General features: G+C 65.3%; 20 protein-coding genes and 1 tRNA gene. 13 read left to right on the top strand and 8 right to left on the bottom strand.

Features of this window, described 5'->3' with window-relative positions; genetic code table 11:
• Positions 1–113: 113 nt before the first annotated feature.
• Positions 114–848 (bottom strand): GcrA family cell cycle regulator, encoded by a 735-nt coding sequence (locus NDB2M1_RS10535; protein WP_072382076.1) that lies wholly within the window; start codon positions 846–848, stop codon positions 114–116.
• Between the two features lie 122 nt (positions 849–970).
• Between NDB2M1_RS10535 and NDB2M1_RS10540 the strand changes: the two genes are divergently transcribed.
• Positions 971–1,855: an ABC transporter permease gene (locus NDB2M1_RS10540; RefSeq protein WP_054121047.1), complete on the top strand. Its 885-nt coding sequence runs from the start codon at positions 971–973 to the stop codon at positions 1,853–1,855.
• 31 nt (positions 1,856–1,886) lie between these two features.
• Here NDB2M1_RS10540 and hspQ read toward each other — a convergent pair whose 3' ends face one another.
• A complete protein-coding gene (hspQ, locus tag NDB2M1_RS10545; RefSeq protein ID WP_054120953.1) occupies positions 1,887–2,267 on the bottom strand; it encodes a heat shock protein HspQ in 381 nt (126 codons plus the stop codon).
• Positions 2,268–2,432: 165 nt separating this feature from the next.
• On the opposite strand from hspQ, the gene NDB2M1_RS10550 reads away from it, so the two are divergent.
• Positions 2,433–2,522: transfer RNA gene (locus tag NDB2M1_RS10550), tRNA-Ser, on the top strand.
• Positions 2,523–3,101: 579 nt separating this feature from the next.
• Here NDB2M1_RS10550 and NDB2M1_RS10555 read toward each other — a convergent pair.
• Complete coding sequence (locus NDB2M1_RS10555) at positions 3,102–3,890, bottom strand: phosphatase PAP2 family protein (RefSeq protein ID WP_072382078.1); 789 nt, start codon at positions 3,888–3,890, stop codon at positions 3,102–3,104.
• Between the two features lie 135 nt (positions 3,891–4,025).
• Here NDB2M1_RS10555 and NDB2M1_RS10560 point away from each other — a divergent pair, with 135 nt between their 5' ends.
• The 4 genes from NDB2M1_RS10560 to NDB2M1_RS10575 all read left to right on the top strand — a co-directional run bounded on the left by NDB2M1_RS10560 (position 4,026) and on the right by NDB2M1_RS10575 (position 7,599).
• The gene (locus tag NDB2M1_RS10560; protein WP_072382080.1) at positions 4,026–4,568 is read left to right on the top strand and encodes a heme NO-binding domain-containing protein; all 543 of its coding nucleotides are present in this window, start codon (positions 4,026–4,028) and stop codon (positions 4,566–4,568) included.
• Positions 4,569–4,741: 173 nt separating this feature from the next.
• On the top strand, positions 4,742–5,278 hold the full coding sequence (locus NDB2M1_RS10565) for a heme NO-binding domain-containing protein (protein ID WP_072382082.1): 537 nt from the start codon (positions 4,742–4,744) through the stop codon (positions 5,276–5,278).
• A 35-nt stretch (positions 5,279–5,313) separates the two neighbouring features.
• The gene (locus NDB2M1_RS10570; protein WP_072382085.1) at positions 5,314–7,236 is read left to right on the top strand and encodes a hybrid sensor histidine kinase/response regulator; all 1,923 of its coding nucleotides are present in this window, start codon (positions 5,314–5,316) and stop codon (positions 7,234–7,236) included.
• 87 nt (positions 7,237–7,323) lie between these two features.
• Positions 7,324–7,599 (top strand): hypothetical protein, encoded by a 276-nt coding sequence (locus NDB2M1_RS10575; RefSeq protein ID WP_143146717.1) that lies wholly within the window; start codon positions 7,324–7,326, stop codon positions 7,597–7,599.
• Here the strand turns inward: NDB2M1_RS10575 and NDB2M1_RS10580 are convergent.
• Positions 7,593–8,969: a WecB/TagA/CpsF family glycosyltransferase gene (locus NDB2M1_RS10580; RefSeq protein WP_072382088.1), complete on the bottom strand. Its 1,377-nt coding sequence runs from the start codon at positions 8,967–8,969 to the stop codon at positions 7,593–7,595. The two genes, NDB2M1_RS10575 and NDB2M1_RS10580, sit on opposite strands and share 7 nt — an antisense overlap.
• A gap of 385 nt (positions 8,970–9,354) precedes the next feature.
• Here NDB2M1_RS10580 and NDB2M1_RS10585 point away from each other — a divergent pair, with 385 nt between their 5' ends.
• From NDB2M1_RS10585 to NDB2M1_RS10600, 4 genes are read left to right on the top strand one after another with little or no spacing between them, the layout of a single operon-like run.
• Complete coding sequence (locus NDB2M1_RS10585; RefSeq protein WP_083554791.1) at positions 9,355–10,584, top strand: oligosaccharide flippase family protein; 1,230 nt, start codon at positions 9,355–9,357, stop codon at positions 10,582–10,584.
• Complete coding sequence (locus NDB2M1_RS10590) at positions 10,581–11,510, top strand: glycosyltransferase family 2 protein (RefSeq protein WP_072382090.1); 930 nt, start codon at positions 10,581–10,583, stop codon at positions 11,508–11,510. Before NDB2M1_RS10585 ends, NDB2M1_RS10590 begins: the two co-directional genes overlap by 4 nt.
• A gap of 27 nt (positions 11,511–11,537) precedes the next feature.
• Entirely contained in the window at positions 11,538–12,527 is a 990-nt protein-coding gene (locus tag NDB2M1_RS10595) for a glycosyltransferase family 2 protein (RefSeq protein ID WP_072382092.1), read from the top strand.
• Complete coding sequence (locus tag NDB2M1_RS10600; RefSeq protein ID WP_072382094.1) at positions 12,524–13,567, top strand: glycosyltransferase family 4 protein; 1,044 nt, start codon at positions 12,524–12,526, stop codon at positions 13,565–13,567. The genes NDB2M1_RS10595 and NDB2M1_RS10600 overlap by 4 nt, the downstream gene beginning before the upstream one ends.
• Here the strand turns inward: NDB2M1_RS10600 and NDB2M1_RS10605 are convergent.
• Genes NDB2M1_RS10605 through NDB2M1_RS10615 form a run of 3 tightly spaced genes read right to left on the bottom strand, consistent with a single transcriptional unit; the run spans position 13,509 to position 17,376 of the window.
• On the bottom strand, positions 13,509–14,813 hold the full coding sequence (locus tag NDB2M1_RS10605; RefSeq protein WP_072382096.1) for a capsular biosynthesis protein: 1,305 nt from the start codon (positions 14,811–14,813) through the stop codon (positions 13,509–13,511). The genes NDB2M1_RS10600 and NDB2M1_RS10605 overlap by 59 nt on opposite strands.
• Positions 14,768–16,192, bottom strand: coding sequence for a GumC domain-containing protein (locus tag NDB2M1_RS10610; RefSeq protein ID WP_072382099.1), 1,425 nt, complete (start codon positions 16,190–16,192; stop codon positions 14,768–14,770). Before NDB2M1_RS10610 ends, NDB2M1_RS10605 begins: the two co-directional genes overlap by 46 nt.
• A complete protein-coding gene (locus NDB2M1_RS10615; RefSeq protein WP_072382101.1) occupies positions 16,189–17,376 on the bottom strand; it encodes a polysaccharide biosynthesis/export family protein in 1,188 nt (395 codons plus the stop codon). The genes NDB2M1_RS10610 and NDB2M1_RS10615 overlap by 4 nt, the downstream gene beginning before the upstream one ends.
• A gap of 429 nt (positions 17,377–17,805) precedes the next feature.
• Between NDB2M1_RS10615 and NDB2M1_RS10620 the strand changes: the two genes are divergently transcribed.
• Complete coding sequence (locus NDB2M1_RS10620; RefSeq protein ID WP_171955367.1) at positions 17,806–19,233, top strand: sigma-54-dependent transcriptional regulator; 1,428 nt, start codon at positions 17,806–17,808, stop codon at positions 19,231–19,233.
• Positions 19,234–19,242: 9 nt separating this feature from the next.
• Here NDB2M1_RS10620 and NDB2M1_RS10625 read toward each other — a convergent pair whose 3' ends face one another.
• Positions 19,243–20,376 carry an aromatic ring-hydroxylating oxygenase subunit alpha gene (locus NDB2M1_RS10625; RefSeq protein ID WP_216233995.1) on the bottom strand — a complete coding sequence of 378 codons (1,134 nt, stop codon included), beginning with the start codon at positions 20,374–20,376 and terminating at the stop codon, positions 19,243–19,245.
• A 95-nt stretch (positions 20,377–20,471) separates the two neighbouring features.
• Between NDB2M1_RS10625 and NDB2M1_RS10630 the strand changes: the two genes are divergently transcribed.
• Positions 20,472–22,085, top strand: coding sequence for a phytoene desaturase family protein (locus tag NDB2M1_RS10630; protein ID WP_171955368.1), 1,614 nt, complete (start codon positions 20,472–20,474; stop codon positions 22,083–22,085).
• Positions 22,085–23,488 (top strand): APC family permease, encoded by a 1,404-nt coding sequence (locus NDB2M1_RS10635; RefSeq protein ID WP_072382103.1) that lies wholly within the window; start codon positions 22,085–22,087, stop codon positions 23,486–23,488. Before NDB2M1_RS10630 ends, NDB2M1_RS10635 begins: the two co-directional genes overlap by 1 nt.
• Positions 23,489–23,490: the final 2 nt, after the last annotated feature.

Raw genomic sequence — 23,490 nt, forward strand, 5'->3', positions numbered from 1 at the left:
ACGGGTGGGAGCTGAAAGTGAGGCAAATCTGCGGTTTTTAGACCGGAACGGACTTATGGCGCTGCCCAAACCTATCGGACGGGGCTTGCCCCATTGGCCATTCCGAACTGGATCTATCGCACTCGCGGCCCGCCGAACGGCATCGGCGGCGGCGGACGGCGATGGCCGCGCGGCAGCTGCGCCTGATAGGCGCGGCCGCAATGTTCGACGCAGTAGGGGAAGCCGGGGTTCACCTTGTCGCCGCAGAAGTGGAAGTCCGGCTCGCCGGGATGGCCCATCGGCCAGCGGCAGATGCGGTCGTTGAGATCGAGCAGGCTGGTCTTGTCGGCAACTTCCTGGCTCGGGCGCGCAGGCACGAGGCGGCGCGGCGGGGCAGGGGGAATCGGCGCCTGCTGGTCACCGGGGCCCTGTCGCAGAAAGCCGCCGGGGCCGACCGAGACGATGCGCGGCTGCGGCGGGGCGGCGGGAGCATCAGCCGATGCGGCAGGTACCGGCGCGGCGGGAGCCGGTGCGGCCTCGACCGGCGCGGCAGGCGCGCGGGGCGCAGGCGTAGGGCTGGCTGGCGCTGGCTGGGCCTGGGCCGAGGCCGGGCGCGGCGTGGCGGCGCGCGGTTCGGCGGGCGCGGCGGCAGGTTCAGGCGCTGGGCGCGGGGCCTTGGCAGCAGGCGCAGGCTCGGCCTTCTCGTTCGGCTTGACCGGGGATGGGCGCGCCTTGAGGCCAAGGCGATGCGCCTTGCCGATGACAGCGTTGCGGCTGACCCCGCCCAGTTCTTCGGCGATCTGGCTGGCGGTGGCGCCGCCTTCCCACATCTTGGTCAGCTTCTCGATCCGCTCGTCCGTCCAGCTCATGCCGTCTCAAATCCTTCAGTACTTGGTCCTGTCGGCACCGTCGCCGCAGGACAGGGCCTGCCCTGTGAAGCAAACCGTGCAATGCCTTGCCTTGATCCGGCATGCGCGATACCGCACCGATCATGGCCGATCAACCGATCCCCCACGACGGGGCCGCATCCTTCCGTGAACAACCCAGCCGTTCGGGCGATTTTCCGCCGCCCGGGCAACTGCGCTTCCGCAGCTTCAATCGCTTGGGGCTGTGGACCCTCTATATGAAGGAGGTGCGCCGGTTCTTCAAGGTGCAGACCCAGACGATCTGGGCGCCGGCGGTGACGACGCTGCTCTATCTGATGATCTTCACGCTGGCATTGGGTGGCGGCGGCCGCTTGGTGCTCGGCGTGCCCTTCGCCACTTTCGTCGCGCCGGGCCTGATCGCGATGGGGATGATCAACAACTCCTTCGCCAATTCGAGCTTCGGGCTACTGGTGGGCAAGATCCAGGGCACGATCATCGATTACCTGATGCCGCCGATTTCGAACGCGGAACTGATTCTGGCGCTGGTGGCAGCCGCGGTGACGCGGGCGATCCTCGTGGGCCTGGCGGTCGCAGGCGCGATGCTGTTCTGGCCAGGGGTTGACCTTACGGTGCATCACCCGTGGGCTGTCATCTGGTTTGGCCTCATGGGATCGATCCTCCTCGGCCTGATCGGCGTGCTGACCTCGCTCTGGGCGGAAAAGTTCGATCACAACGCCGCGATCACCAACTTCGTGATCACCCCGATGTCGATGCTTTCTGGCACGTTCTACGTAATCAGCAACCTCTCGCCGACATTCCAGATGATCAGCCGGTTCAACCCGATCTTCTATGTGATATCGGGATTCCGCTTCGGTTTCCTCGGCCAGAGCGATATCGGCACGACCAATGAGGCGGTGCTGCACGGCGCGATCGGGCTCGGCGTGCTGAACCTCGTGCTGTGGGTGGCGATATACGCCATCTTCCAGTCGGGCTGGAAGCTCAAGAACTGACGGCAGGGCGCGCCGCCGTCAGCGCATCGGATCAGTGCGAGAGGCCGCGGCGCAAGCGGTAACGCCCGTCGCGGAACGCATCGAACATCTCGTGCACCGAAGGGTGGTCCACCGGGCCGCCTTCCGCATCAGCCATCAGGTTCTGCTGGCTGACATAGGCGACATAGCTGTTCTCGTCGTTCTCCGCGAGAAGGTGGTAGAACGGCTGCTCGCGCGGGGGGCGGATCTCGGCCGGGATCGATTCGTACCACTCTTCGCTGTTGGCGAAGACCGGATCGATATCGAAGATGACGCCGCGGAAATCGAACAGCTTGTGCCGCACGACATCACCGATGCCGAACCGAGCTTTGGCGACGTGGGGAGCCGTGATCTCCCGGCCAGCCTGAGGCGAAAAGAAAATCGCTCTATCCATACGCGCGAATATAGGGCGCTGCCTGAGGGAAACAAGCGAGCCGTGCTGCGGAGCCGTGGATTGTAGGGCAGGTGTAACATGTTTCCCCTTGGCAAGCGGGAGACCATGCGCTAACGGCGCTCTTCCTCGACCGGGACGGCGCTTGCTGGCTCATCGACACTTCGCGGAGAGGTGGCAGAGTGGTCGAATGCACCGCACTCGAAATGCGGCATACGGGTGACCGTATCCAGGGTTCGAATCCCTGCCTCTCCGCCAAGTGCCTTTGAATTTGGTCAGTAAATCGGGGCTGGCTGGCCTTGGCCAACCACTAGGCCCACGATAGCATTATCGATCAGGCCTCATGCGCTTCACAAGAACCGACCCGGTTGCGAGGAAAGCCCGCAAAGCATCTGGCATAGTCGCCATCGGCGTAGGGTGAGCGCCTGCCCGCGCACTTGGGAAAGCCGGGAAGTTCGGGGGCATCGACATTGGGAACGCGGATACATGCGGCCCCGCAGCGGAGTGAATCGCCATCATGTACCGCTGGCGCTGCGCAGATCGCCGCGGCGGCGAGGATCGGGGGCAGGGCCATGGGCATGCCATATCGGAAAAAGCGGGTTAAGCGATAACTCCAAGAAGGCGTCGTGGTCCCGGCTCGGGATCCCAGATTGCCCCCCACCACAGGACCAAGCTGGCGATGAAAGGCTAGGCATCGCGCGTGCTGCCGGGCTCTCGCTGCGTTCGTCCGGCTTCTTTATCGATTGGCGCCATGCTGCGATGAGAGTGGGGCCGACCGGGGAACACGGTGCCGCGTCTCCGCCCCTGTGTCGCTACACATGATGCGGCTGGCACCGGTTACAGCGCGTGCGTCGCCCCGGTCGCCGCCGTGTTCATCGCGCTAAGTTGCGGGGTGTCGTTGTCCAGCCCGGTCAGATGCCCGGCAAGGTCGGCAAAGTCGCGCAAATCGCTCAGCATGGTCGCGATCTGGAAGGTGATCAGCATCAGGATCGGATTGACCAGCACCGGGCGCTCGAACGTCTGCGCCGAAAGCCAGCGCATCGGCGTGCTGTCGGCCATCACGCGGACACCCGCCAAGACCACGACCACACCGATCATTGCGCCGACGATGAGGTCTGAGGCGAAATGGAGGCCGAGGTAGAGGCGCGGCAAGGCGATCACGGTGGCGACGTAGCCGAAGGCGAGCCAGCCGGCGCGGCGGTTCACCAGCCACAGGCCGGTCGCCATAGCGAAGAACAGCACGGCGTGATCGCTGGGAAACGAGCTTTGCTCCATCATCTTCGGCGCCAGTGCCTGCAAGCCCTGCGGAACATGCATGCCGAAGTCTTCATTAAGAAACGGACGCAGGCGGAACGGCGCGAGCTTGGCCATCGCGAGCGCGATGATTTCGCCGACGCAGCTTGCCAGCATGGCCGAGGCGAGGATCGCCCGATCCGCCGCGAGGCCGATGCGGTTGCCCGGCGTCGATCCTTCGGTCGGGGCAATCCAGAAGCAGCTCGCCGCCGCGATCAGCACGGCGCCCTTGAGCAGATTGCTGCCCGACACCGTCAGCATGAACGCATCAAAGCCGGGTGCGTGGCCCAGCAACAGGCCCATGAAACGCGAAATGCTCTCGTCGATGCTCATTGTGTCCGGTCCTTGAAATGGTCTGCTCCGCCTGCGGCTGGGTGCGTGGGAGCCTTGTGGCGCCACCTCAGCACCAACCGTGCCAAATCGAACGAACCGCTTGTCTCGTAACGGCCGCCATGGCATCAAAGGCGCATGAAGGGGCTGGTTTTTTCGGAATTGATGGCCTGGGCGGAGGATGTGTACTCTCCCGCGCTGGTCGATCAGATGATCGTGCACTCGGGCGTGCCCAATGACGGCGCCTATACGTCGGTAGGCAATTACCCGCATGGCGAAGCGCTGGCGCTGCTTGGCGCGCTCGCAGACCTTACCGGTGAACCGGTGGGCGAACTGGCGCGGGCCTATGGCTATTGGCTAGCGGGACGATTTGTCACGCTTTATCCCGAAATGGTCGGAATCTATCCCGATGCGGAAAGTCTTCTCGCCGGGGTGGGGCCGCATATCCATGAAGAAGTGACCCGGCTCTACCCCGAAGCGCAGCCGCCGCGGGTGCAGGCCAACCCGCTGCCTGATGGAATGCAGCTCGAATATGCCTCGCACCGCCCGTTCGCGCTTTTGGCACATGGCTTGATCGAGGGTTTTGTGGCCTACTTCGGAAACCGCCACACGATCGCGCGCGAGGATCTCGACCCGGCCGGCACGGCGGCGCGCTTTACGATTTTGCAAATTACAGCCTGATTGGTTGTTTCGCAATTTGCGAAGAATACTTTGCAAAATGCAATGAAGCTCTGTGCAGAATGCAACGTTGCTTTGCACTTGGCAAAGACCTTTCGCCATTGCAGCAAGGCTTTCCAACTCATGGCATACTCCTTGCTTCAAACCCGGTGCTAGCATGGACCCGGGGATACCAAATGAAGGGCGTTATCTTCTCCGAACTCATCTATTGGGTTGAGGAGACTTATTCCCCGAGCATTGCCGATCAGATGATCCGGCAGGCCGACTTGCCCGGGGACGGCTGCTATACCAGCGTCGGGAGCTATCCCCACGAACAGGCGCTCGCCATGATCGGGCAACTGGTGGAGATCACCGGTGAGCCGGTAAACGACCTCGCCGATGCATATGGCTACTGGCTTTCGGCGCGCTTCGCCCAGCTTTATCCGGAAGTCTTCATGGGGCACACCAATGCTATCAACTTCCTGAGGGCCATCGATGGCATCCACAAGAAGGAGGTGGCCCGCCTCTATCCCGATGCGCTGACCCCCAGCGTGATCGCGGAAGTCGATGGGGAGGACCTGCTCGTCAGCTATGCCTCGCACCGCCCCTTCGCCGAAGTCGCGCATGGGCTCATCCGGGGCTACATCGATTACTTCGGCGACGATCTTGTGATCATACGGGACGAAGGCACGCCGGGACCGCACGCCGCACGGTTCATCGTCCAGCGCAAGTAGGGCATTAACCGCATGCTTGTAGTAAGCATTGCGCAATGGATGGCACAGGCTGGGATGCGGCGGCGGCAATGACGGCGGAGGAGATGGAGGCGGAGCTGGCGCTGGTGCGCCGCAGACTGGCTCGTTCGGAATCAGCGCGGAAACAGGCCGAGGCCTTGCTTGAGTTCAAGAGCCGTGTGCTGGCGCAGGCCAACGAAGAACTCAAGGAGAACCGCGAGCGCCTGCGGATCGAACTCGGCCAGCGTACACGCCAGTTGCTCGAAGCCCAGCGCGTGGCCGGCTTCGGCACGATGATCTGGGATGCAGAAGCATTCAAGGCGGAGCTTTCGCCGCATTGCCAGGATTTGCTCGGCCTTCATGGGCTTGCCGAGATCGAGGGTGCGAAGACGGCGGACAGTCCGCATCCGATCCTGGACCGCGTTTCCCCGGAAGAACGCGAGAAGGTCTTCGAATGGTCGCGGCGTCTGACGACCGGCGCGCTCCAGCTCAAGCATAACCGCGTCGCGCTGATGCAAGCGGGCGCAGGCCGGACCTGCAAGGCGGACGACTGCCGGACCTGCGAACACCTCGCCGATTGCGACCGCATGCTGGAATTCCGCATTGTCGGCCGGAACGCGGGCGAAGCCAACCGCATGATCCGCGCGCTTGCCGAGACGTCGGTCGATGAGGATATTGGCCGAGTGCTGGTGTTCATTACCGTGCAGGACATCACCCGCGAGATCGAGGCGGCGAACGAAGCCGAAGCGCTGCACCAGCGTGACCAGCGCCGCATGCGCGAGCTGGAGCAGCTCGCGGTGGAACTGCGCGCCGCGCGCGAGGCGGCCGAACGGGCCAATGCTGCCAAGACGCGCTTTCTGGCGATGATGAGCCACGATATCCGCACTCCGATGAACGGGGTGATTGGCATGCTCGAGCTGTTCGACGCCGCCGGGCTCAGCGAAAGCCAGCACGAAATGCTGGGCCTGATGCGTGCGAGCGGTGACCAGCTGCGCATGCTGCTTGACGATATCATCGATCTGGAACAAGCCGAATCCGGAAAGCTCACTTTGGCGGCTTTCCCGCTCGAAGTGGGAACGTTCCTCAGCACCTCGATCGGCTTCTGGACCCGCGCGGCACGCGGCAAGGGGCTGACGCTGGAGCTGGAACGGGCTGCATTCGGCTGGCGCGGGTCGCTGGTCGAATGGATCGTGGCGGACCGCTACCGCCTGCGCCAGATCATCGACAACCTCGTCAGCAATGCCGTCAAATTTACCAAGCGCGGCGGTATCCGTGTGCGCGTCGGGCCGATTGCCGAAGATCGCTTCCGCTTCGAAGTCATCGATACCGGCATCGGCATTCCGCCCGAGCGCCGTGCCGAAATCTTCGAGGATTTCGGACAGTTGCACACGGTTGACGTGCAGGCCGGCGGCTCTGGCCTCGGCCTCGCGATCTGCCGCCGCATTGTCGATCTGATGGGCGGCACCATCGGCGTGGAGGCCGGCCCCGAGGGCGTCGGCTCATGCTTCTGGGTCGAATTGCCGTTCGTCGAAGTGGACGGTCCGACCGCCGCCAAGCAACGCGACGAAAGGCGCCTCCTCCGGTTCGACGGCGGACGGCTGCGGGTATTGGTGGCCGAGGACGTGGAGACCAACCGGATCGTCGCGCGCGGCATGTTGAGCAAGCTGGGCTGTGATGTCGAACTGGTGACCAACGGCGAGGAAGCGGTCGAGGCCCTGCGGCGCGATGCCTTCGACGTGGTGTTGATGGACATGAGCATGCCCGTGCTTGACGGACCTGAAGCCACCCGGCGGATCAAGGCGTTGCCCGGCGCAGTCAGCCGAACGCCGATCATCGCGCTGACCGCCTATTCCGGACGCGCCGAGCTTGCGCCGATGATGACAGCGGGCGCGATTGGCGTGGTCAAGAAGCCCATCGTGCTCGACGAACTCTATCGCGCAATCAAATCGGTCTGCCGCTGACCGCCTTTTTCGGAGCTGCCCGCAATGTTCTCTGATGCACCCGCTCAACTTGTCGATTCGCAGGCCGTGGACGCCCTGTTCGGGGGCATGGATTCCGACACGTGCGATCTGCTTCTCGATGCAGCTGCCGCCGATACCACCGAATGGACCGAGCGGCTGGCGCTGGCGTGGCAGCAGGGCAATGCCGAAGAACAGAGCCGGGCGCGCCATTCGCTCAAAGGCATTTGCGGCAATTTCGGCATGACCCTGCTGTTTGATCGCTGTGCCGGCACTCTCGCCGCCGACGAGGCCCTTCAGGATCTGCGCGACTGCCGCGACGCGAGCCTTGCGGCCCTGCGCGCGGCAGTGAGCGGTCTTCAGTAGGCTCCGCGCGCAGTCAGTACCGCCGGCACCGTGCGCAGGATCAGCGCGATGTCCTTCAGCAGCGAGCGCGTGCGCAGATATTCGATGTCGAGCCGCACCTGCTGCTCGAAGGGAATCTCGGCGCGGCCGGAGACCTGCCATGTGCAGGTCAGTCCCGGCTGGCCCGCGAGCCGCTCGCGCTGATCGGGCTTGAGCGCGAGCACTTCGCGGGGCAGTCCCGGGCGCGGACCGACGAGCGACATCTCGCCCGAAAGCACGTTGAACAGCTGCGGCAGCTCGTCGAGCGAGAGCCGGCGCAGCAGCGCGCCGACGCGGGTGACGCGCGGATCGCGGCGCATCTTGAAGCAGGTGCCGTCGCGCTCTGACTGCGCCACCAGCGTGGCAAGACGGGCTTCCGCATCGGGAACCATCGAACGGAACTTCCACATGCGGAAAGGCAGGCCGCGCTGGCCGATGCGGGTCTGGCGGAAGAACACCGGGCCGCCGTCCTCGAGTTTGATGGCGAGGGCGATCAGGGCGAAAAGCGGCATGAACATCATCAGTGCGCCCAACACGGCGGCAAGATCAAAACCGCGCTTGAGCCGGGCGGAGAGCGCCGCGGCATGGCCGCGCGCCTGCCATGCGTAAGCTGCGGCAGCCATCAGGAACAGCGGATTGCCCAGCACATAGCGCACGAACAGGCGGCGCGGTTCGAGCAGCAGGCGCCAGGCCCATTCGCAGCCCAGCTTGCGAATGGCGAGCGGCGCGCGCTGGACGGCACCGGAGTAGTAGTCGAACAGTCCGCCGACCCCCATCACCACGGGCGCGGCGAGGCGGCTGCGCACGCGGGCAATCCACTTTTCCTGCAGCGGCACGCCCAGCCCGACCATGACGATCGCCGCGCCCGAGGCGTTGATCTCGGCGATCACGCGGTCCTCTTCGGCAGCGGACCAATAACCGTCGCGCGCGCCGGCAAAGCGAAGGCCCGGATAGGCGTCCATCATCCTGGTGGCGGCGGCATCGGCGATGCCGGGCTTGCCGCCCGGCAGGAAGATCGACTGGCCGCCTTGCGCGGCGCGGCGGCAAAGTTCGGGAAAAAGATCGGTGCCGTTGAGGTTCTCCCCCATCGGCTCACCGGCAAGACGCGCGGCGATGGCCATGCCGCTTCCGTCGGGCAGGAGATAGTCGGCCCGCGCCAGTGCGGCGCGATAGCCCGCGTCGCGGTGCAGGGCGTTGACGCAGTGGGCATTGATGAACTGGATCGTCATGGGAGTAAGCCCATCTGCCATGGCGACGATTGCATCCGCGGCATTGGCCAGCGAGCCGTTGACCAGATCAAGGCCGAACAGGCGCGTCGCCAAGGCGGAAAGGCGCAGGGGCAGCGGATGCACGGACCGGCCAGAAGCTGTCCTGGAGAGTATCGAAACGTTTGAGCATGGAAGCCTCCATCGAGAATGGGGGCAGCCTGTGCAGACGCTGTGCCAAAAGGGTTCAAAGCCGCGGAAATCCGCCATTGGTGCGCCTGCGCTGATTCTGAAATTCGGGTTCCGGCTTGCATTCCGGCATGATTTCTCCGGGCCCTTTGCAATTTGCATAGGCATTTCGCGAACTTGGATTGATAGAATTGACAAAAATACAATAAAAACAATCTTATATGGAAGTGGCACGAGCATTGAAACTGCCTAGGCATCTCTCGCAGTTGCACAGGTCGATTTCGTGTCTCACCCGTTTGCCTCAACCTTGTTCCGGCTTCGTGCTGTCCTGGCCGGGCCGCTGATGCGTGGCTTTGGTGCCTATGGGGGCGCCGAGCTCGCAAACCGAGTGGTGCGCGTTGTCACCACAGTGGTTATTGCGCGGCAGCTGGCGCCGGAGATTGTCGGCGAGGCTGCACTTGCGCTGACCCTGTTCGAACTCGTCCGCGTGCTCAACGGGATCGGCGTCGGCCAGCGCATCATCTCGGCTTCGGAGCGTGAACTGGGCGCAGTCTGCAACACCGCGCGCCGCCTGTTCTGGATCTGGGCGCTGGTGCTTGTGGCGATCCAGTGGACCGTTGCCGTCGTTCTAGCATTCGGTTTCGGCGCGGCCGCCCCCGCCGCGATGCTGGCGCTGCTTGCGCTGGTCTATCTGGTCATGCCCGCCGGCCTTGTCCAGTGCCATCTCGCGATGCGCGAAGGCCGCAATGCCGCGATGGCCCGCACCGTGGCGAGCCAGGCCATTGCCGACCATGTGTTGACCGCGCTGCTGCTCCTCGCCTGGCCTAGCCCATGGTCGGTTGTCCTGCCCAAGCTGCTGACCGCGCCGATCTGGCTGGTCATGACCCGCCGCAATCGTCCGTGGCGGCCCGATCCGCATGCCGGCATCGCCTGCTGGCGCGGCATGGTCCGTTTCGGCGGCGGTGTGCTCCTCGCCGAGGGCCTCACCGCGCTGCGCCAGCAGGGTGACAATCTGGTCATTGTGGCCACGATGGGCAGCTCGGCGCTCGGCGCCTACTACTTCGCCTACAATGCCGGACTCGGCATCGTCACCTCGCTTGTCGGTGCGTTCGGCACCGTCTCGTTCCCGATGCTCTGTGCCGCGCCGGCCGGGCTGCCCCGCCGTGCCATGCTGCGCAGCATCGTGATCGGCGGCGCGGCGCTGTTCGTGCCGCTGGTGGCCGTGCAGGCGTTGCTGGCGCCGCTCTATGTGCCTATCGTGTTCGGCGCGCACTGGGCTTTCGCGGCGCCGCTCATCGCCATCATGTGCCTTGCGGGTCTGGCCCAGCTGGCCTCCGTCCTGACCGCCAACTGGCTGCGCGCCGAGGGCCGCGTCGGCAGTGATGCCGGGCGCAGCCTGCTGGGCCTGACGCTGGCGCTGGGCGGTCTCGCCATCGGCGCCCGCACCGGCAGCCTGACCCTTGCCGTCATCGGCCTCGTCAGCGGCACAGTGCTCGCCGCTGCGATTTCCGCCGCGATAACCCTCGTACCGGCCCTGCGCCGGACCGTCCCCGCCATGGAGCTGCCCGCATGAGCCAACCATCCGTCTCTGTTGTTCTGCCGGTTTACAATGCCGCGCAGACTGTCGCGCAGACCATCGCCTCTGTCCTTGCGCAGAGCTTCACAGCGTTCGAATTGGTCATCGTCGACGATGGTTCGACCGACGACACGCTCGCCCGGCTGATGCCTTTGGCCGAAGCCGATGCGCGCATCCATCTCGTGTCGCGCGGAAGCGGCGGCGTCTCCAGCGCGCGCAATCTCGGCGTCGAACTGGCGCGGGGCGGATTGATCGCCTTCATCGACGCCGATGATCTCTGGGCCGCCGACAAGCTGGCCGCGCACGTGGTGCGCCATGCCCGCGATATGCGGCTGGCGGCCAGCTATGCGCGGATCGGTTTTCTGCCGCAGCATGCCACCTCGCTCGATGCCTGCCGCACGCTGTCCTCGGTTGGCGAGGGTTCGCTGCGGCTGCTAGACGTGCTGGGCGAAAATCCGGTCTGCACGATGTCGAACCTTGTGGTCCGGCGCGATGTCTACCTCGCTGCGGGCGGGTTCGATACCGGCCTTTCGCACGCCGAGGATCAGGAGTTCGTTGCACGCCTGCTGTCGCGTGGGAGCCGGATCGAGGCGATCGATGCGGTGCTCGTCGGCTACCGCTTCAGCCCGGACGGCCTCTCGATGGACTTCGACCGGATGAAGGCGGGTTGGCAGCTGCTGGCGCGGCGCCATCTGGAAGGCCCGGCGCTGACCGGGCTCGAGGCGCTCTACCTGCGCTATCTCGCCCGGCGCACGCTGCGCTCGGGCGGGTCGCCATTCAAGGCGTTGTCATACGCGTTCGAGGGCCTGCGCACCGATGCCCGCGCCTTCCTCGCTGAGCCCCGCCGCGGGTTCGGCACGCTCGCCGGAGCGCTTGCCGCCCCCATCCTGCCGCGCGCGATGCGCCGTCACGTCTTCGCCTGAACACGCTGTTTTATAGAGGATATTGCCATGAATCCGACCGTTTCCGTCGTCATGCCGGTCTACAATGTCGAAGCCTATGTGGCCGAGGCAATCGATTCCGTGCTCGCCCAGACTTTCACCGAATTCGAACTCATCGTGGTCGATGATGGTGGCACAGACCGCAGCATGGAGATCGTGCGCGGCTATGATGATCCGCGCATCCGCATCGTCACGCAGGCCAATCGCGGCCTGGCCGGCGCGCGCAATACCGTCATCCTGGAAGCGCGCGGCATCTATATCGCGCTGCTCGATTCCGATGATCGCTGGCTGCCTGAAAAGCTGGCCCTGCACGTGATCCATCTCGACAACAATCCCGATGTCGGCGTGAGCTTCTCGCCCTCGCGCTTCATCGACCGCGATGGCCGTCCGATGCGCCTCATGCAGACTCCGAAGCTCGACGGTATCGAAGCGGCGGATATCTTCTGCCGCAATCCGGTCGGCAACGGCTCGGCCCCGGTGATCCGCCTTGCCGCGCTGCAGTCGGTCGCGTTCCGCCATCCCGAGGAGCCGGAGCGCCTGTGCTGCTTCGATGAAAGTCTGCGCCAGTCCGAAGACATCGAGATGTGGCTGCGCCTCTCGGTCGCAGGCAGCGTGCGTTTCGCCGGGATCGAACCCGCACTGACCGAGTACCGCGTCAATGGAGGGGGCCTCTCATCGCAGGTCGTGCGCCAGTACCAGAGCTGGGAGCAGGTCGTGGCGCGGCTCAACAGCTATGCCGCCGAATTTGCCGGCAAGCATGTCAGCCGCGCCCGTGCCTACCAGCTGCGCTATCTTGCGCGGCGCGCGGTGCAGCTCGGCGATCCGGGCATGGCGCTGGCCTTGCTGCGCGAGGCGATGGCGAGCAACCGCCGTCCCTTGCTGGAGGAACCGGTCAAGACCATGGTGACAGTCGTGGCCGCACTGGCCGGGCGGATCATCGGGCCGGATCGCTTTGCGCGCCTTGCCGGTCTGGCCGCTGGCGGGAGGCTGGTGGCATGAGCGCGTTCCGCAGCAAACCTCGCCTCGTCAACCTGCTCGACGACTTCGCCCTAGGCGGCGTCTCGCGCGGGCTTGGGATATTCTCTTCGCAGCCGGTGCGCGATGTGGCCGATTGCAGCACCATGGCGGTCCGGCCTGATGCCGTGATCGCGCCCGCGCTCAATGCCGATATCATTGTGCTGCATTTTCCGCCCAACTGGCGGCGCCTTGCTTTCCTGCTCTCGCTGCGCGCGCGCAATCCGCGGGCGAGGATCGTGCATGTCGAGCACAGCTATACCCGCGCGTGGGAAGCGCGGAATGTCGAGCACAAGGGCCGCTTCCGCCTGATGCTTCGTCTTGCGCTGCGGCTGGTCGATCAGGTGGTCTGCGTCTCGTGCGGCCAGGCGGACTGGCTGCGCGAAGTGACACGCCTTGCCTGGCACAAGGTCGACGTGATCTATCCCTATTCGGAAAACCCGGGTCTCGACGCGCTGGCCTATCCCGATTTTGCGGCGGACCGCCCGCTGGTGATCGGCGCCTATGGCCGGTTCCACGAAGCCAAGGGGCTGGAAAACCTGATCGGTGCCCACCGCGCTGGTGCTCTGCCGGGGACGCAGCTGCTGATCGGCGGCTTCGGCGCGCTGGAGGGCGATCTGCGCCGACTGGCCGGCAATTCGCCCCTTATCGAGTTCGTCGGCAAGATCGACAATGTCGCCGGCTTCCTCGAGGAATGCGACGTGATTGCCGTGCCTTCGCGCTGGGAAGCTTATGGCCAGGTCGCCTGCGAGGCGCGCGAGGCCGGGCGGCCGATCCTCGTCTCGCCGGTCGACGGCCTTCCCGAACAGGTCGGCGCGGCGGGGCTGGTGATCGATTTCACCAATCCCGATGCCATTTCCCGCGCGTTTGCCAAGCTCGATGGGCCGCGCCTTGCCGAAATGGCGCGTGCGGCGCGTCGCTCGACGCAGGACTGCGGGCTGGATCGGCAGCGCGAATGGGCGCGGCTCATCCGGCGGCTGGCTCCGTATCAGGCGGTTCCGGTGCGCGTGCTGGCCCCGGCTTGAGCGCGATGCCGATGGCCAGCAGCGCGGGCCAGGCGATATAGGTGAGGACCTCGAGGTTTTCCCCGAAGCTGTAGAGCCAGTAGGTCAGCGCCATGGCGAAGCCGAGGCGCCCGACCTTGCTGTCCATCGCGGCGCGGAAAGTGGCGACAAGCATCCACATCATCGGTACCGCCAGCGCCATGGCGCCCGCCAGCCCCTTCACGAAGAGGAGGCCGTACCAGGTATGGTGGCTGCCGATCGGCATGTATTCCACCATGTGCGGCCCGCGCTCGACGATGCCATGGCCGAACCAGTAGGCCTCCGACTGCCAACGCTGCACCGCGATCCGGCCGAGCGCGGCGCGCACGCGCGAGGAATCGGCGCGTGCGCTGGAGAAATCGCTGCTCATCTTGTCGACCAGCGCTTGAAGCTGGGGCGAGAACCATGATCCGATCAGGACGAGCGCGGCTGTGCTGAGCCACAGCGCCGGGCCCCTGACTTTACCCGCCAGCCATGCCAGCGGCATGATCACCGCGAGCGCGTTCAGGGCGAGGCGGCTTTGAGAGAGCAGCGCGACGAGGATCGAGGCGGTATAGCCGGTCCAGCGCCACTTCGCGTCCGGCTCCATCCGCGCGAGCAGGAAATGGATCACCGCGACCATGCCGGCCGCCGGCGACCACGGCGCGAAGAACTGCCAGCGGGCGGTGCCGACGCCGGGTTCGATAGTGTAGAGAATGGCGGCGAAATACTCGTCGCCCGAACCGCCGAGCACGGCGAGCGGCGAGACCCACAGTTTCTGGGGCAGGCCGACGAAGGGCGCGGCAAGGAACAGCGGCAGCAGGATCAGCGTCTGCAGGCCGAGCTTGCACACCGCGCGTGACAGCGTCTCGACGCGGATGGGGAGCGCGAAGCCGGCAAAGGGGAACAGCGCGAGCAAGGCCCAGCCCTTGGCCCAGCCGACCGCCGACTTGATCGTCTGGGCGGTGCCGAGGCCGAAATCGGCGTGACCGATGAGCAGAACCACCAGCATGACCGCCATGCCGATCAGCCATGCCCACAAGCTGCGCGGCAAGTGGGCAGGGCGCTCCGCTTCGGGAAGGACCGGAGCAAGATACCACGCCCGAACGGCAAGCAGGGCCAGCGCCCATCCGAGCACCGGCCCTGCAAAGTAGAGGCCGCCTGTGATCCACAGGATCCAGGTCGCGCCGATCGTCCCGGCGGTCAGCCTTTCCGCAACATGCGCTCGAGAAGGGGTTGCCGCAGCCATGCCAGCGCGAACGCTAGCAGGACCAGCAGGCTTGCCGCCAGTGCTCCGGCGAGAGCTATCACCAAGGACGGGCTCGAAGGCCGCTTGGGCAGCGAGGGCGGGGCCAGCGTCTGGACGAGCGGATAGGATGCGAAGGGATCCTGCTTGTTGGTGTCGATGCGGGCAAGGGCAGAGGAGAACACTGCCTCGGCGACGCGGTGATCGCGCTGGAGATCGGCGAGTTCCGAGGCCTGTGCGATGAGTGCGGGCGACTGGGCCTGCGCACGTGCCAGATCGCCGCGGATTTCGGCGAGCGCGGCGCCTGCACCGGCAGCCTGCGCATCGTTCACGGTCATCGCCTGCATGAGGTTGGACCTGCCGTCGGCAACCTGCAGGTCGATCCCGGCCATGATAGCATTTTCGGAGAGCCCGGTCAGCTGGCGCCCGCGCAGGACGAGCGCCGCGCGCAGGGCATCGCGTTCGCCGTTGGCCTTGGCCATTTCAACATGGCGCGTGCCCAATGTGGCCGACTTTTCGCTCGCCTGCGCATTGCTCGTGGCATAGCGATCGGCGAGCTGCTGGAACACCGGATCGCCGCGCAGCCGCATGGCGATGTCCGCCGCATGCGGATTGCTGCCAAGGCTGCCCGAAAGGCGCCCGGCGGTTCCGGAGAGCTGGCGCAACTGCATGCGCACTTCGCGCTCCTTGTCGTGGAGCGCATCGACCGCGGCGATCCGCGAGTTGAACTGCTCCAGCGTGGCAAGGCCGTGGCTCGCCTGGAAGGCGATCAGCTTGCGCTGCGCGGTCTGCACCTTGTTCGACAGCTCGACGAGGTGCTTCACGTCCGATTCTTCGCGCTTGTGCGCTTCATCGGCGCGCAGCACATCGAGCCGCGCAAGAAAGGCGTTCTGAAGCGCATCGGCGCGCGCCTTGGCCTGGGCTGCGGTCCTCCCGGTGATGTGCACGTGGATCAGGTTGGTCTGGTCGACGAGCTTGATCACCGGATCGGGAAAGCGGTCGCCGTCCTCGCCGGTCAACTTTGCCGCGGCGCGCCGGGTGATGTCCGCCGAGAGCAGCTGCTTGTAGTTCTCGGTCGGGCTCAGGGTGGGACTGGAGAAGGCCGAATTGGAGGAGGACTGCGCCTGCCCGATCGATTCCACGTTGAGCGAGCTGCCCACGCCCGAACCCGGCACGATCAGGCTGAACTCGCTGGTATACGTGCGCGGCACGAGCAGCAGGTAGGCGGCGGTCGCCAACCAGATCGCGCCGAGCACAGGGGCGATGCTGCGCACATAGCGCTGATAGCGGTTCACCTTGGGCAGGTGGGGAAGGACAAGGAGGAGCAGCCGATCCAGCCACTCGTGGCGGCGGGCAGGCATGCGGGTGTGCGACCTGCTCATTTGCGGAGGCCGTTTGCCAGCACGGCGGGACCAAGCAGGTTCCCGGCAAGGCTGAGTGCATCGACGAAGGTCATCGCGTCGCTGTCGTAACAGGCCATGGCGTCCCCGGGCATGAGCATGGGGTTGAGGTCATCGCGATCCGCGCCGCGGACAAGGCCTTCGACCGAGCGGGCGATAACGATCGAACGGCCGGTGAGCGGATTGCGCGAGATCAGCACCGCCTTGCGCCCTGCGTTCATTGCCGAACCACCGACGCAGTTGGCTGCAACAAGGCCCTGCAGCATGCGGGTGCCATAGGGGAAGCTGGTTGAATCCTTGTTGATGCCTGATGCTGAATTGCTCGTGGCCGGACGCGAGAGGTTCGAGAGGTAGACGCGAACGCCCGGTGCCGTGACGCTGCTGGGCCGGACGTAATCGGCCTGGAAGCATCCCGCAGTCGGCACGATGATGCGATCCCCGGCTGCCAGTTGCGGATCGGCAGGTACGCCGCCCGTAAACGCCGGGGTCACGTCGATCACCGCATAGCGATCCCCGCGCAGGAGATAGACCGATTGCGCCGCCGCATCGGGGCGGATGCCGCCCGCCGCGCGCAGGGCGGACGAAAGCGAGCGGCCGGAGTTGAAGTCACCCGCAGCGGGATGGTTCACCGTGGTCGCGCGCGCTTCCGCCGCGCGCTCACCGGCGCGGACGAGGCCGGGCTCGAAAACCGCGCCTTCGACCGAGACTTGCACGCCAGCAGCCTCGACCTGGGTCAGCTTCACCCCGCCGGCCACTTCGCGGACGAGCGCGGCGGCAAGGAGACGCCCCCGCACTTCGGTCTCGACTGCGCTCACCAGACGTCCGGCGGCGACGATTTCACCGACAATAGGGATCGTCAGGCGGCCATTGGCAGCCACGACATAGCCGCCAGTCAGCGTATCAGTATCGCCCGCGACGGCAAGTTTCATGCGGTCACCCGGGCCGATCAGGTCGGCGCTCTCCGAAAAGGCGCCGGCGTCGACCCGCGCAAGACCGGCGGTGATGGCGGGCGTCCCTGGAACACTGCAGGTGGCGACCGGCTGGTCCTCAAGTTGCTGCTCGCGCTGGTAGCGGGCGCCGGGCAGATTGCCCGGAGGCGGCATTGTCGCGCAGCCGCCGAGCAGGGCGGTGCAAAGCAGCATGCTGAGGAACTGGCGGGACTTCATGATATTCTCCTGATCTGTGCCAGGAGAGAGCAAGGCGCGTGCCAGTGTCGCATTTTGCAGGTTAACCAGCGGAAATCTGCGCCATATGCTTGGATCTGCTGCAGGTGACGCCGGTATGCACTTTGCAAAATGCGTAGAATTGCTTATGCATTTGGCGAAGGTTAATCTTCGCGAAATGCAAATCGGGGTATGCAGCATCTCCAGAATGCAAGCATTTTCGCGCTTGGCATGCTTCCTGCGTTATATTGGACACTAGTATAGTACGGGTCCTTGCGCAAAGCGCAAAGGACGTGGCGCCTCCCTAAGGGGGCGCATCGGTCGACCGTCTGAACGGGCTGCTCGCACAGCTTCGAGCCGGCCGGCCGCTTACACATGGGAACGAAGCGCTGCTCGCATCTTGCAAAGCAGCAAAATAGATTGGAACAGCGTATGGCACGCGCAAAAATTCTGATCGTCGAGGATCTGGCCTCGCTGGCCATGGCCTATGCGGCCCAGATCGAGAAGGCTGGGCACCAACCGATTGTCGCGTATTCGGCCGCGGCCGCGCTAAGTGCGCTGGGTGAGACACCGGATTTCGCCGCCATCCTGCTCGATCTCCAGCTGCCCGATGCCGACGGGCTTGACTGGCTGCGCGCCAATCCTGCCATCTGCGAGAGCCATCCGGTGATCGTCGCCACGGCGGACGGCTCGCTTTCGCGCGCGATCGAGGCAATGCGGATCGGGGCGTTCGATTTTCTGGTGAAGCCGATCGCGGGAACGCGGCTGCTTTCGGTGCTGGCAAGTGCGATCGAGCTGGGCAAATCCGCCAGCAAGGCAGCCCCGGCAGGCGCATCGCGGCCAGCGAAGAAGGCCAAGCCCGGCACGTTCATCGGCAATTCGCCGCAGATGCAGGAAATCTACCGCCAGATCGAATGCGTCGCTTCCAGCCGGGCGACAGTGTTCATCACCGGCGAGAGCGGCACCGGCAAGGAAGTCTGCGCCGAGGCGATCCACGGCTCCAGCGGGCGCGCCAACGGTCCGTTTATCGCGCTTAACTGCGGTGCGATCCCGGAAAACCTGCTGGAATCCGAAATCTTCGGCCACCTTAAGGGCTCGTTCACCGGCGCGGTGAGCGACCGGGTCGGTGCCGCGCAAGCCGCGCACAAGGGCACGCTGTTCCTCGACGAGATTTGCGAAATGGCCCTGCCGCTGCAGGTCAAGCTGCTGCGGTTCCTGCAGACGGGGACGGTCCAGCGCGTCGGCTCGAACCGGGTCGAGGAAGTCGATGTGCGTATCGTCTGCGCGACCAACCGCGATCCGGCGCGCGAAGTGGCGGAAGGCCGTTTCCGCGAGGACTTGTTCTTCCGTCTCGCCGTGGTGCCGCTGCACATGCCGCCCTTGCGCGAACGCAGCGGCGATGTCCGCGACCTCGCCGAAGCGTTCCTCCAGCGGTTCGCGCGCGAGGAAAGCAAGACGTTCGCTCCGCTCGGCGCCGCGCAGCTGGCCGCGCTCGAGCACTATCGCTGGCCGGGCAACGTGCGCGAATTGCAGAACGTGATGCGCCGTGCCGCCGTGCTCCATGCGGGACCTGATCTGCCGGCCTCGGCATTCCCGCTGACAAGTGATCAGATGGCGCCGCTGTCTGCCTCCATGCCTGCGCTCGTGGTTTCCCAGACCCCGGCACTTGGCGGTCAGCCCACTGATGTCCTCGCGGTGGTCAATGCCGTGAAGGGCCTCACGCTCGATGAATTGGAGCGCATCGCCATCGAGGCCGCGATCGACAATGCGGGCGGCAGCCTGCCATCGGCTGCAAAGGCGCTCGGTGTCAGCCCGTCGACGCTCTATCGCAAGCGCGAGCGGTGGATGGCGGCGAGCTGAGCTTGCGCCTCAGGGCTCGCCGCAGCGTTCGATATAGCGGCGGATATCGAGGCTGAGGTCTTCGATCGGGGCGTAAAACCCGTGGGTGTGGACGCGCGCGGCGATGCCCGACTGCACGCGTTCGCACACCGCCCAGTCCTGCCGGTTGACGAGGTCCCAGAAATCGACCGCGTCCGACGGGTCGAAATCCCCCTTGGCCACCTCGTCCGGGTGAAACAGGAACCGGCACTCGATCAGCGTACGGTCTGCTGCCAGCGGCCAGAGCACGAAAGCGGCGGCGTGGTCGCACGATACGCTGAACATGAGGTTCGGGTAGATCAGCTCGCCCTTGTGGCGCACTTTCTCTTCCTCGGAGAGACCGGGGAAGGGCGCGCGCCTGGTGGTGCCGTCCCAGGTGTAGGTATAGGCGCCCTCGCGGTGCGGAATGCCGGCTTCCCAATCGAGATCGATGCCGCCGCGCACCTTGAACGCGGGGACAATCGCGGTCAGCTCCGGATGCACGCCGGGGCAGTGGTAGCACTCGTTGTAGTTTTCGAGGATCAGCTTCCAGTTGGCGTTGACCTCGTAATTGATCGTCTGCGCCGTCACGAGATCGGCGAGCGGATAGTTGGCAAGGCGGCGCGAGGGTTCGGCAAGGTCCGCTGTGAAATCGGGTGCGGTATCGGGTGAGAGATTGAGGAAGACAAAGCCGCCCCAGGTCTGGACCGCCACAGGATGCAGGCCGAACGCGGCCTTGTCGAAACCCGGCGAGTCCTGCAGCTGCGGTGCGGCGAGCAGGCGGCCGTCGAGCGCATAGGACCAGCCGTGGTAAGGGCAGCGGATCATCGTGCGGCCGACCACGCCTGCGTCCAGCTTAACGCCCCAGCGCGCGTCGCTCACGGCGTCGCACATCCGGGCGCCGCGGTGGCGGCAGACGTTATAGTGGGCGTGGATAGCGCCTTCCTTGCCGCGCACCACGATCACGCTTTCACCGGCGATATCGAGGATCTTGTGGTCGCCGGGGGCGGGCATGTCCTCTTCGCGGCCGGCGCAGAACCATTGCCTGTGGAAGATGGCGGCCTTGTCACGTGCAAAGGCATCCGCTGTCAGGTAGGCGGCGCTGTCGAGCGATTTTTCCATTCCGCCATTGGCCTTGTCGCTCATCACCAGCACTCCGCACCGCTTATTAGACGCTTGCCTTATAAGTGGCATTGAGGCACTCAGCGAGCCAGAATGCAAGGGGGAAATCGGGCGCAGTGGTGGATGTGACGACCAAGGTCTGGGATGCGGTCATCGTCGGGGCCGGGCACAATGGCCTGACCGCTGCGGCCTATCTTGCCAAGGCCGGACGCTCGGTTCTGGTGCTCGAGGCGCGGCCCATCGTCGGCGGTGCCTGCGTGACCGAAGAGGTGATCCCGGGCCACCGCGTGTCCTTCACGTCCTACATCGCCTCGATGCTGATGCCGACGGTCATCCGCGATCTCGATCTTGGCCGTCACGGTTTGCGGATGGTGGCTTGCGATCCGATCCTGACCGTGCCGCTGGGCGAGGGTGAGATCATCCGCTGGTGGGCTGATCCTGAACGGACAGCGCAGGAGATTGCGCGCTTCTCCGCGCGCGATGCCGAGGCCTTCCTCGAAGTCGACCGCAAGCTCAAGGCGCTTGCCGCCTATCTCCAGCCGTTCTTCCTGGAATCGCCGCCGGACCTTGCCGCGCGCGGGCTCGACCGCATCCGCGAGGGGCTGCGGATGATCCGCCGCTTCCGCCGCATCAAAGGCAGCGAGATCGGCGAGATGGTGCAGTTCCTTACCGGCAGTCTCGGCGAGTTCCTTGACCGGCACTTCGAGTCCGAATCGGCCAAGCGGATGATCCTTGCCAACAACGTCTACGGCAAGCACGGCGGGCCTTACGAGCCGGGCTCGGCAGTCGGGCTGCTGTTCCACCTGCTCGCGGGCGGCGATCACGCGGTTCAGGGCTTCAACGGCCATGTGATGGGCGGCATGGGTGCGGTTTCCGGCGCCATTGCGGCCTCCGCGCGCGGCTTCGGCGCGGTGATCGAGACCAGCGCACCGGTCGGCAGCATCGATGTCTACCAAGGCCGCGCGACCGGTGTGACGCTGCTCGACGGGCGGCAGGTGCGCGCGAAAGTCGTGCTCTCCAACGCCGATCCCAAGCGCACCTTCCTTGCGCTGCTGGCCAAGGCCGATCTGCCGGACGATTTCCGCCGCGATATCGCCGCGATCAAGATGAGCGGCCCGGCGGCCAAGCTCAACATCGCGCTTTCCGGCGAGCCGACCGTCATCGGTCGCAGTCCTGACGCGACGCCGCTGGAGCGGGCACTGCTGACCATCGCGCCGACGCTCGAAGGCGCGCAGCGCTGCGCTGATACCGCGCGCTTCGGCGATGTGCCTGACGAGCTGTGGATCGACTGTGTGATCCCCAGCCTCGTCGACGACAGCCTGTGCCCCCCGGGGCATCACATGCTGACCTGCTTCATCCAGTACCTGCCCTACGAGCTGCGTGAGGGCACCTGGGACGAGAAGCGCGAGGCGCTGGCGGAGACGATCATCGACCAGATCAGCCGCCACATGCCGAACCTGCGCGAACTGATCATCGGCCGCGTCATGCTCACCCCGCTCGATCTGGAACGGATCTACGGTCTGACCGAAGGCAATATCTTCCACGGTGACCTGCATCCCGGCGCGCTGTTCTCGATGCGCCCGGTGCCGCGCTGGTCGCAATATCGGACGCCGGTCGAGGGGCTCTATCTCTGCGGTGCGGGCGCGCATCCCGGCGGCGGGGTGACGGGGGCGCCGGGGCATAACGCGGCGATGCAGGTGCTCAAGGATACCAAGAAGCAAGGTCGTCGCTGATGGCCGGCGGCGCGCCTCAGCCTCACAAGGTCATGGGCGTTGCCGATCTCGCGATGTTCTACATCGTAACCGGCGTCAGCCTGCGCTGGATCGCGACCGCCGCCGCCTTCGGGCCAAGTTCAATCGTGGTCTGGGTGGGCGCACTGCTGTGCTTCTATCTGCCGTTCGTCCTTGCCATCGTCGAGCTGTCCTCGCGCTACCCGCAGGAAGGCGGGCTCTACATCTGGACGCGCGAGGCATTTGGCCCATATGTCGGCTTCATGGCAGGGTGGAGCTACTTCACCTCGAACCTCCCCTATTTCCCCAGCGTGCTCTATTTCGATGCCGGCAATGCGCTCTACATCGGCGGGACGAGCCTGCTGTTCCTGCGCGGCAATCCGCTGTTCTTCATGGGTTTTGCGCTGACGGCCCTCGCGTTCATCACCGCGATCAACATTTTCGGCATGCGCTTCGGACGCTGGCTGCACAATCTGGGTGCGGTCGGGATGTGGGGGCCGGCGCTGATCGTGATCGTGCTGGGCGGAATCGCGTGGTCGCAGTTCGGTTCCGCAACCGAGTTCACGTCGCAATCGTTCGTGCCGGTGTTCGATCTGCAGCACATGATCATGTGGGCCGCGATCGCCTTCGCGCTTTCAGGCGCGGAGACCGCCTCGTTCATGAGCGGCGAGATCAAGGACCCGCGCCGCACCATCCCCCGCGCGCTGCCGATTGCGGGGCTGGTGATCGTCTCATGCTACATCATCGGCACGTTCGCAGTGCTGCTGGCGATGCCTTCGAGCGAGGTCAACACGCTGCAGGGCCTCGTTCAGGCAGGCGCGGTGGCGGCTGAGAAAGTGGGGGCAGGGTGGATCGTCGTGCCCCTCGCGCTCCTCATCACGCTTGGCAATCTGGGCGCGGCTAGCGGCTTTCTTTCCTGCGCTGCACGCATCCCGTTTGCAGTCGGCATCGACCGGTTGCTTCCTCCCGTTTTCGCCAAGGTCCACCCAAAATGGGGCACGCCTTATGTCGCCATCCTGGTGCAGGGCGGGCTTGGTGCAGTCCTATGCATACTTGGACAGGCTGGTACTGGCGTGAAAGGCGCCTATGATGTGCTCGTCAGCATGGGAATCATCGCCGCCTTTCTTCCGTTCGCGCTCGTCTTCCTCGCGGTGATCCGGCTGCAGGGCGTGCCGAGCGACGTGCCCCTCACGCGCCTGCCGGGCGGTCGCGTCACCTCGACCGCATTCGCCTGCATTGGCTTCGCCACGACGCTGACCGCCTTGGTGCTGGCGGGATTTCCTGCGCCGGATGAGCCGAACAAGCTGCTCGCCGTGATCAAGATTCTCGGTCTCACCACGATCCTTCTCGGCAGTGGATCAGTCGTCTACCTCCTTGGCCAACGCGCTGCCAGGCGGTCGGCATGAAC

Origin of the sequence: Novosphingobium sp. NDB2Meth1, assembly GCF_900117425.1 — a bacterium.
Taxonomy (GTDB): Bacteria; Pseudomonadota; Alphaproteobacteria; order Sphingomonadales; family Sphingomonadaceae; genus Novosphingobium.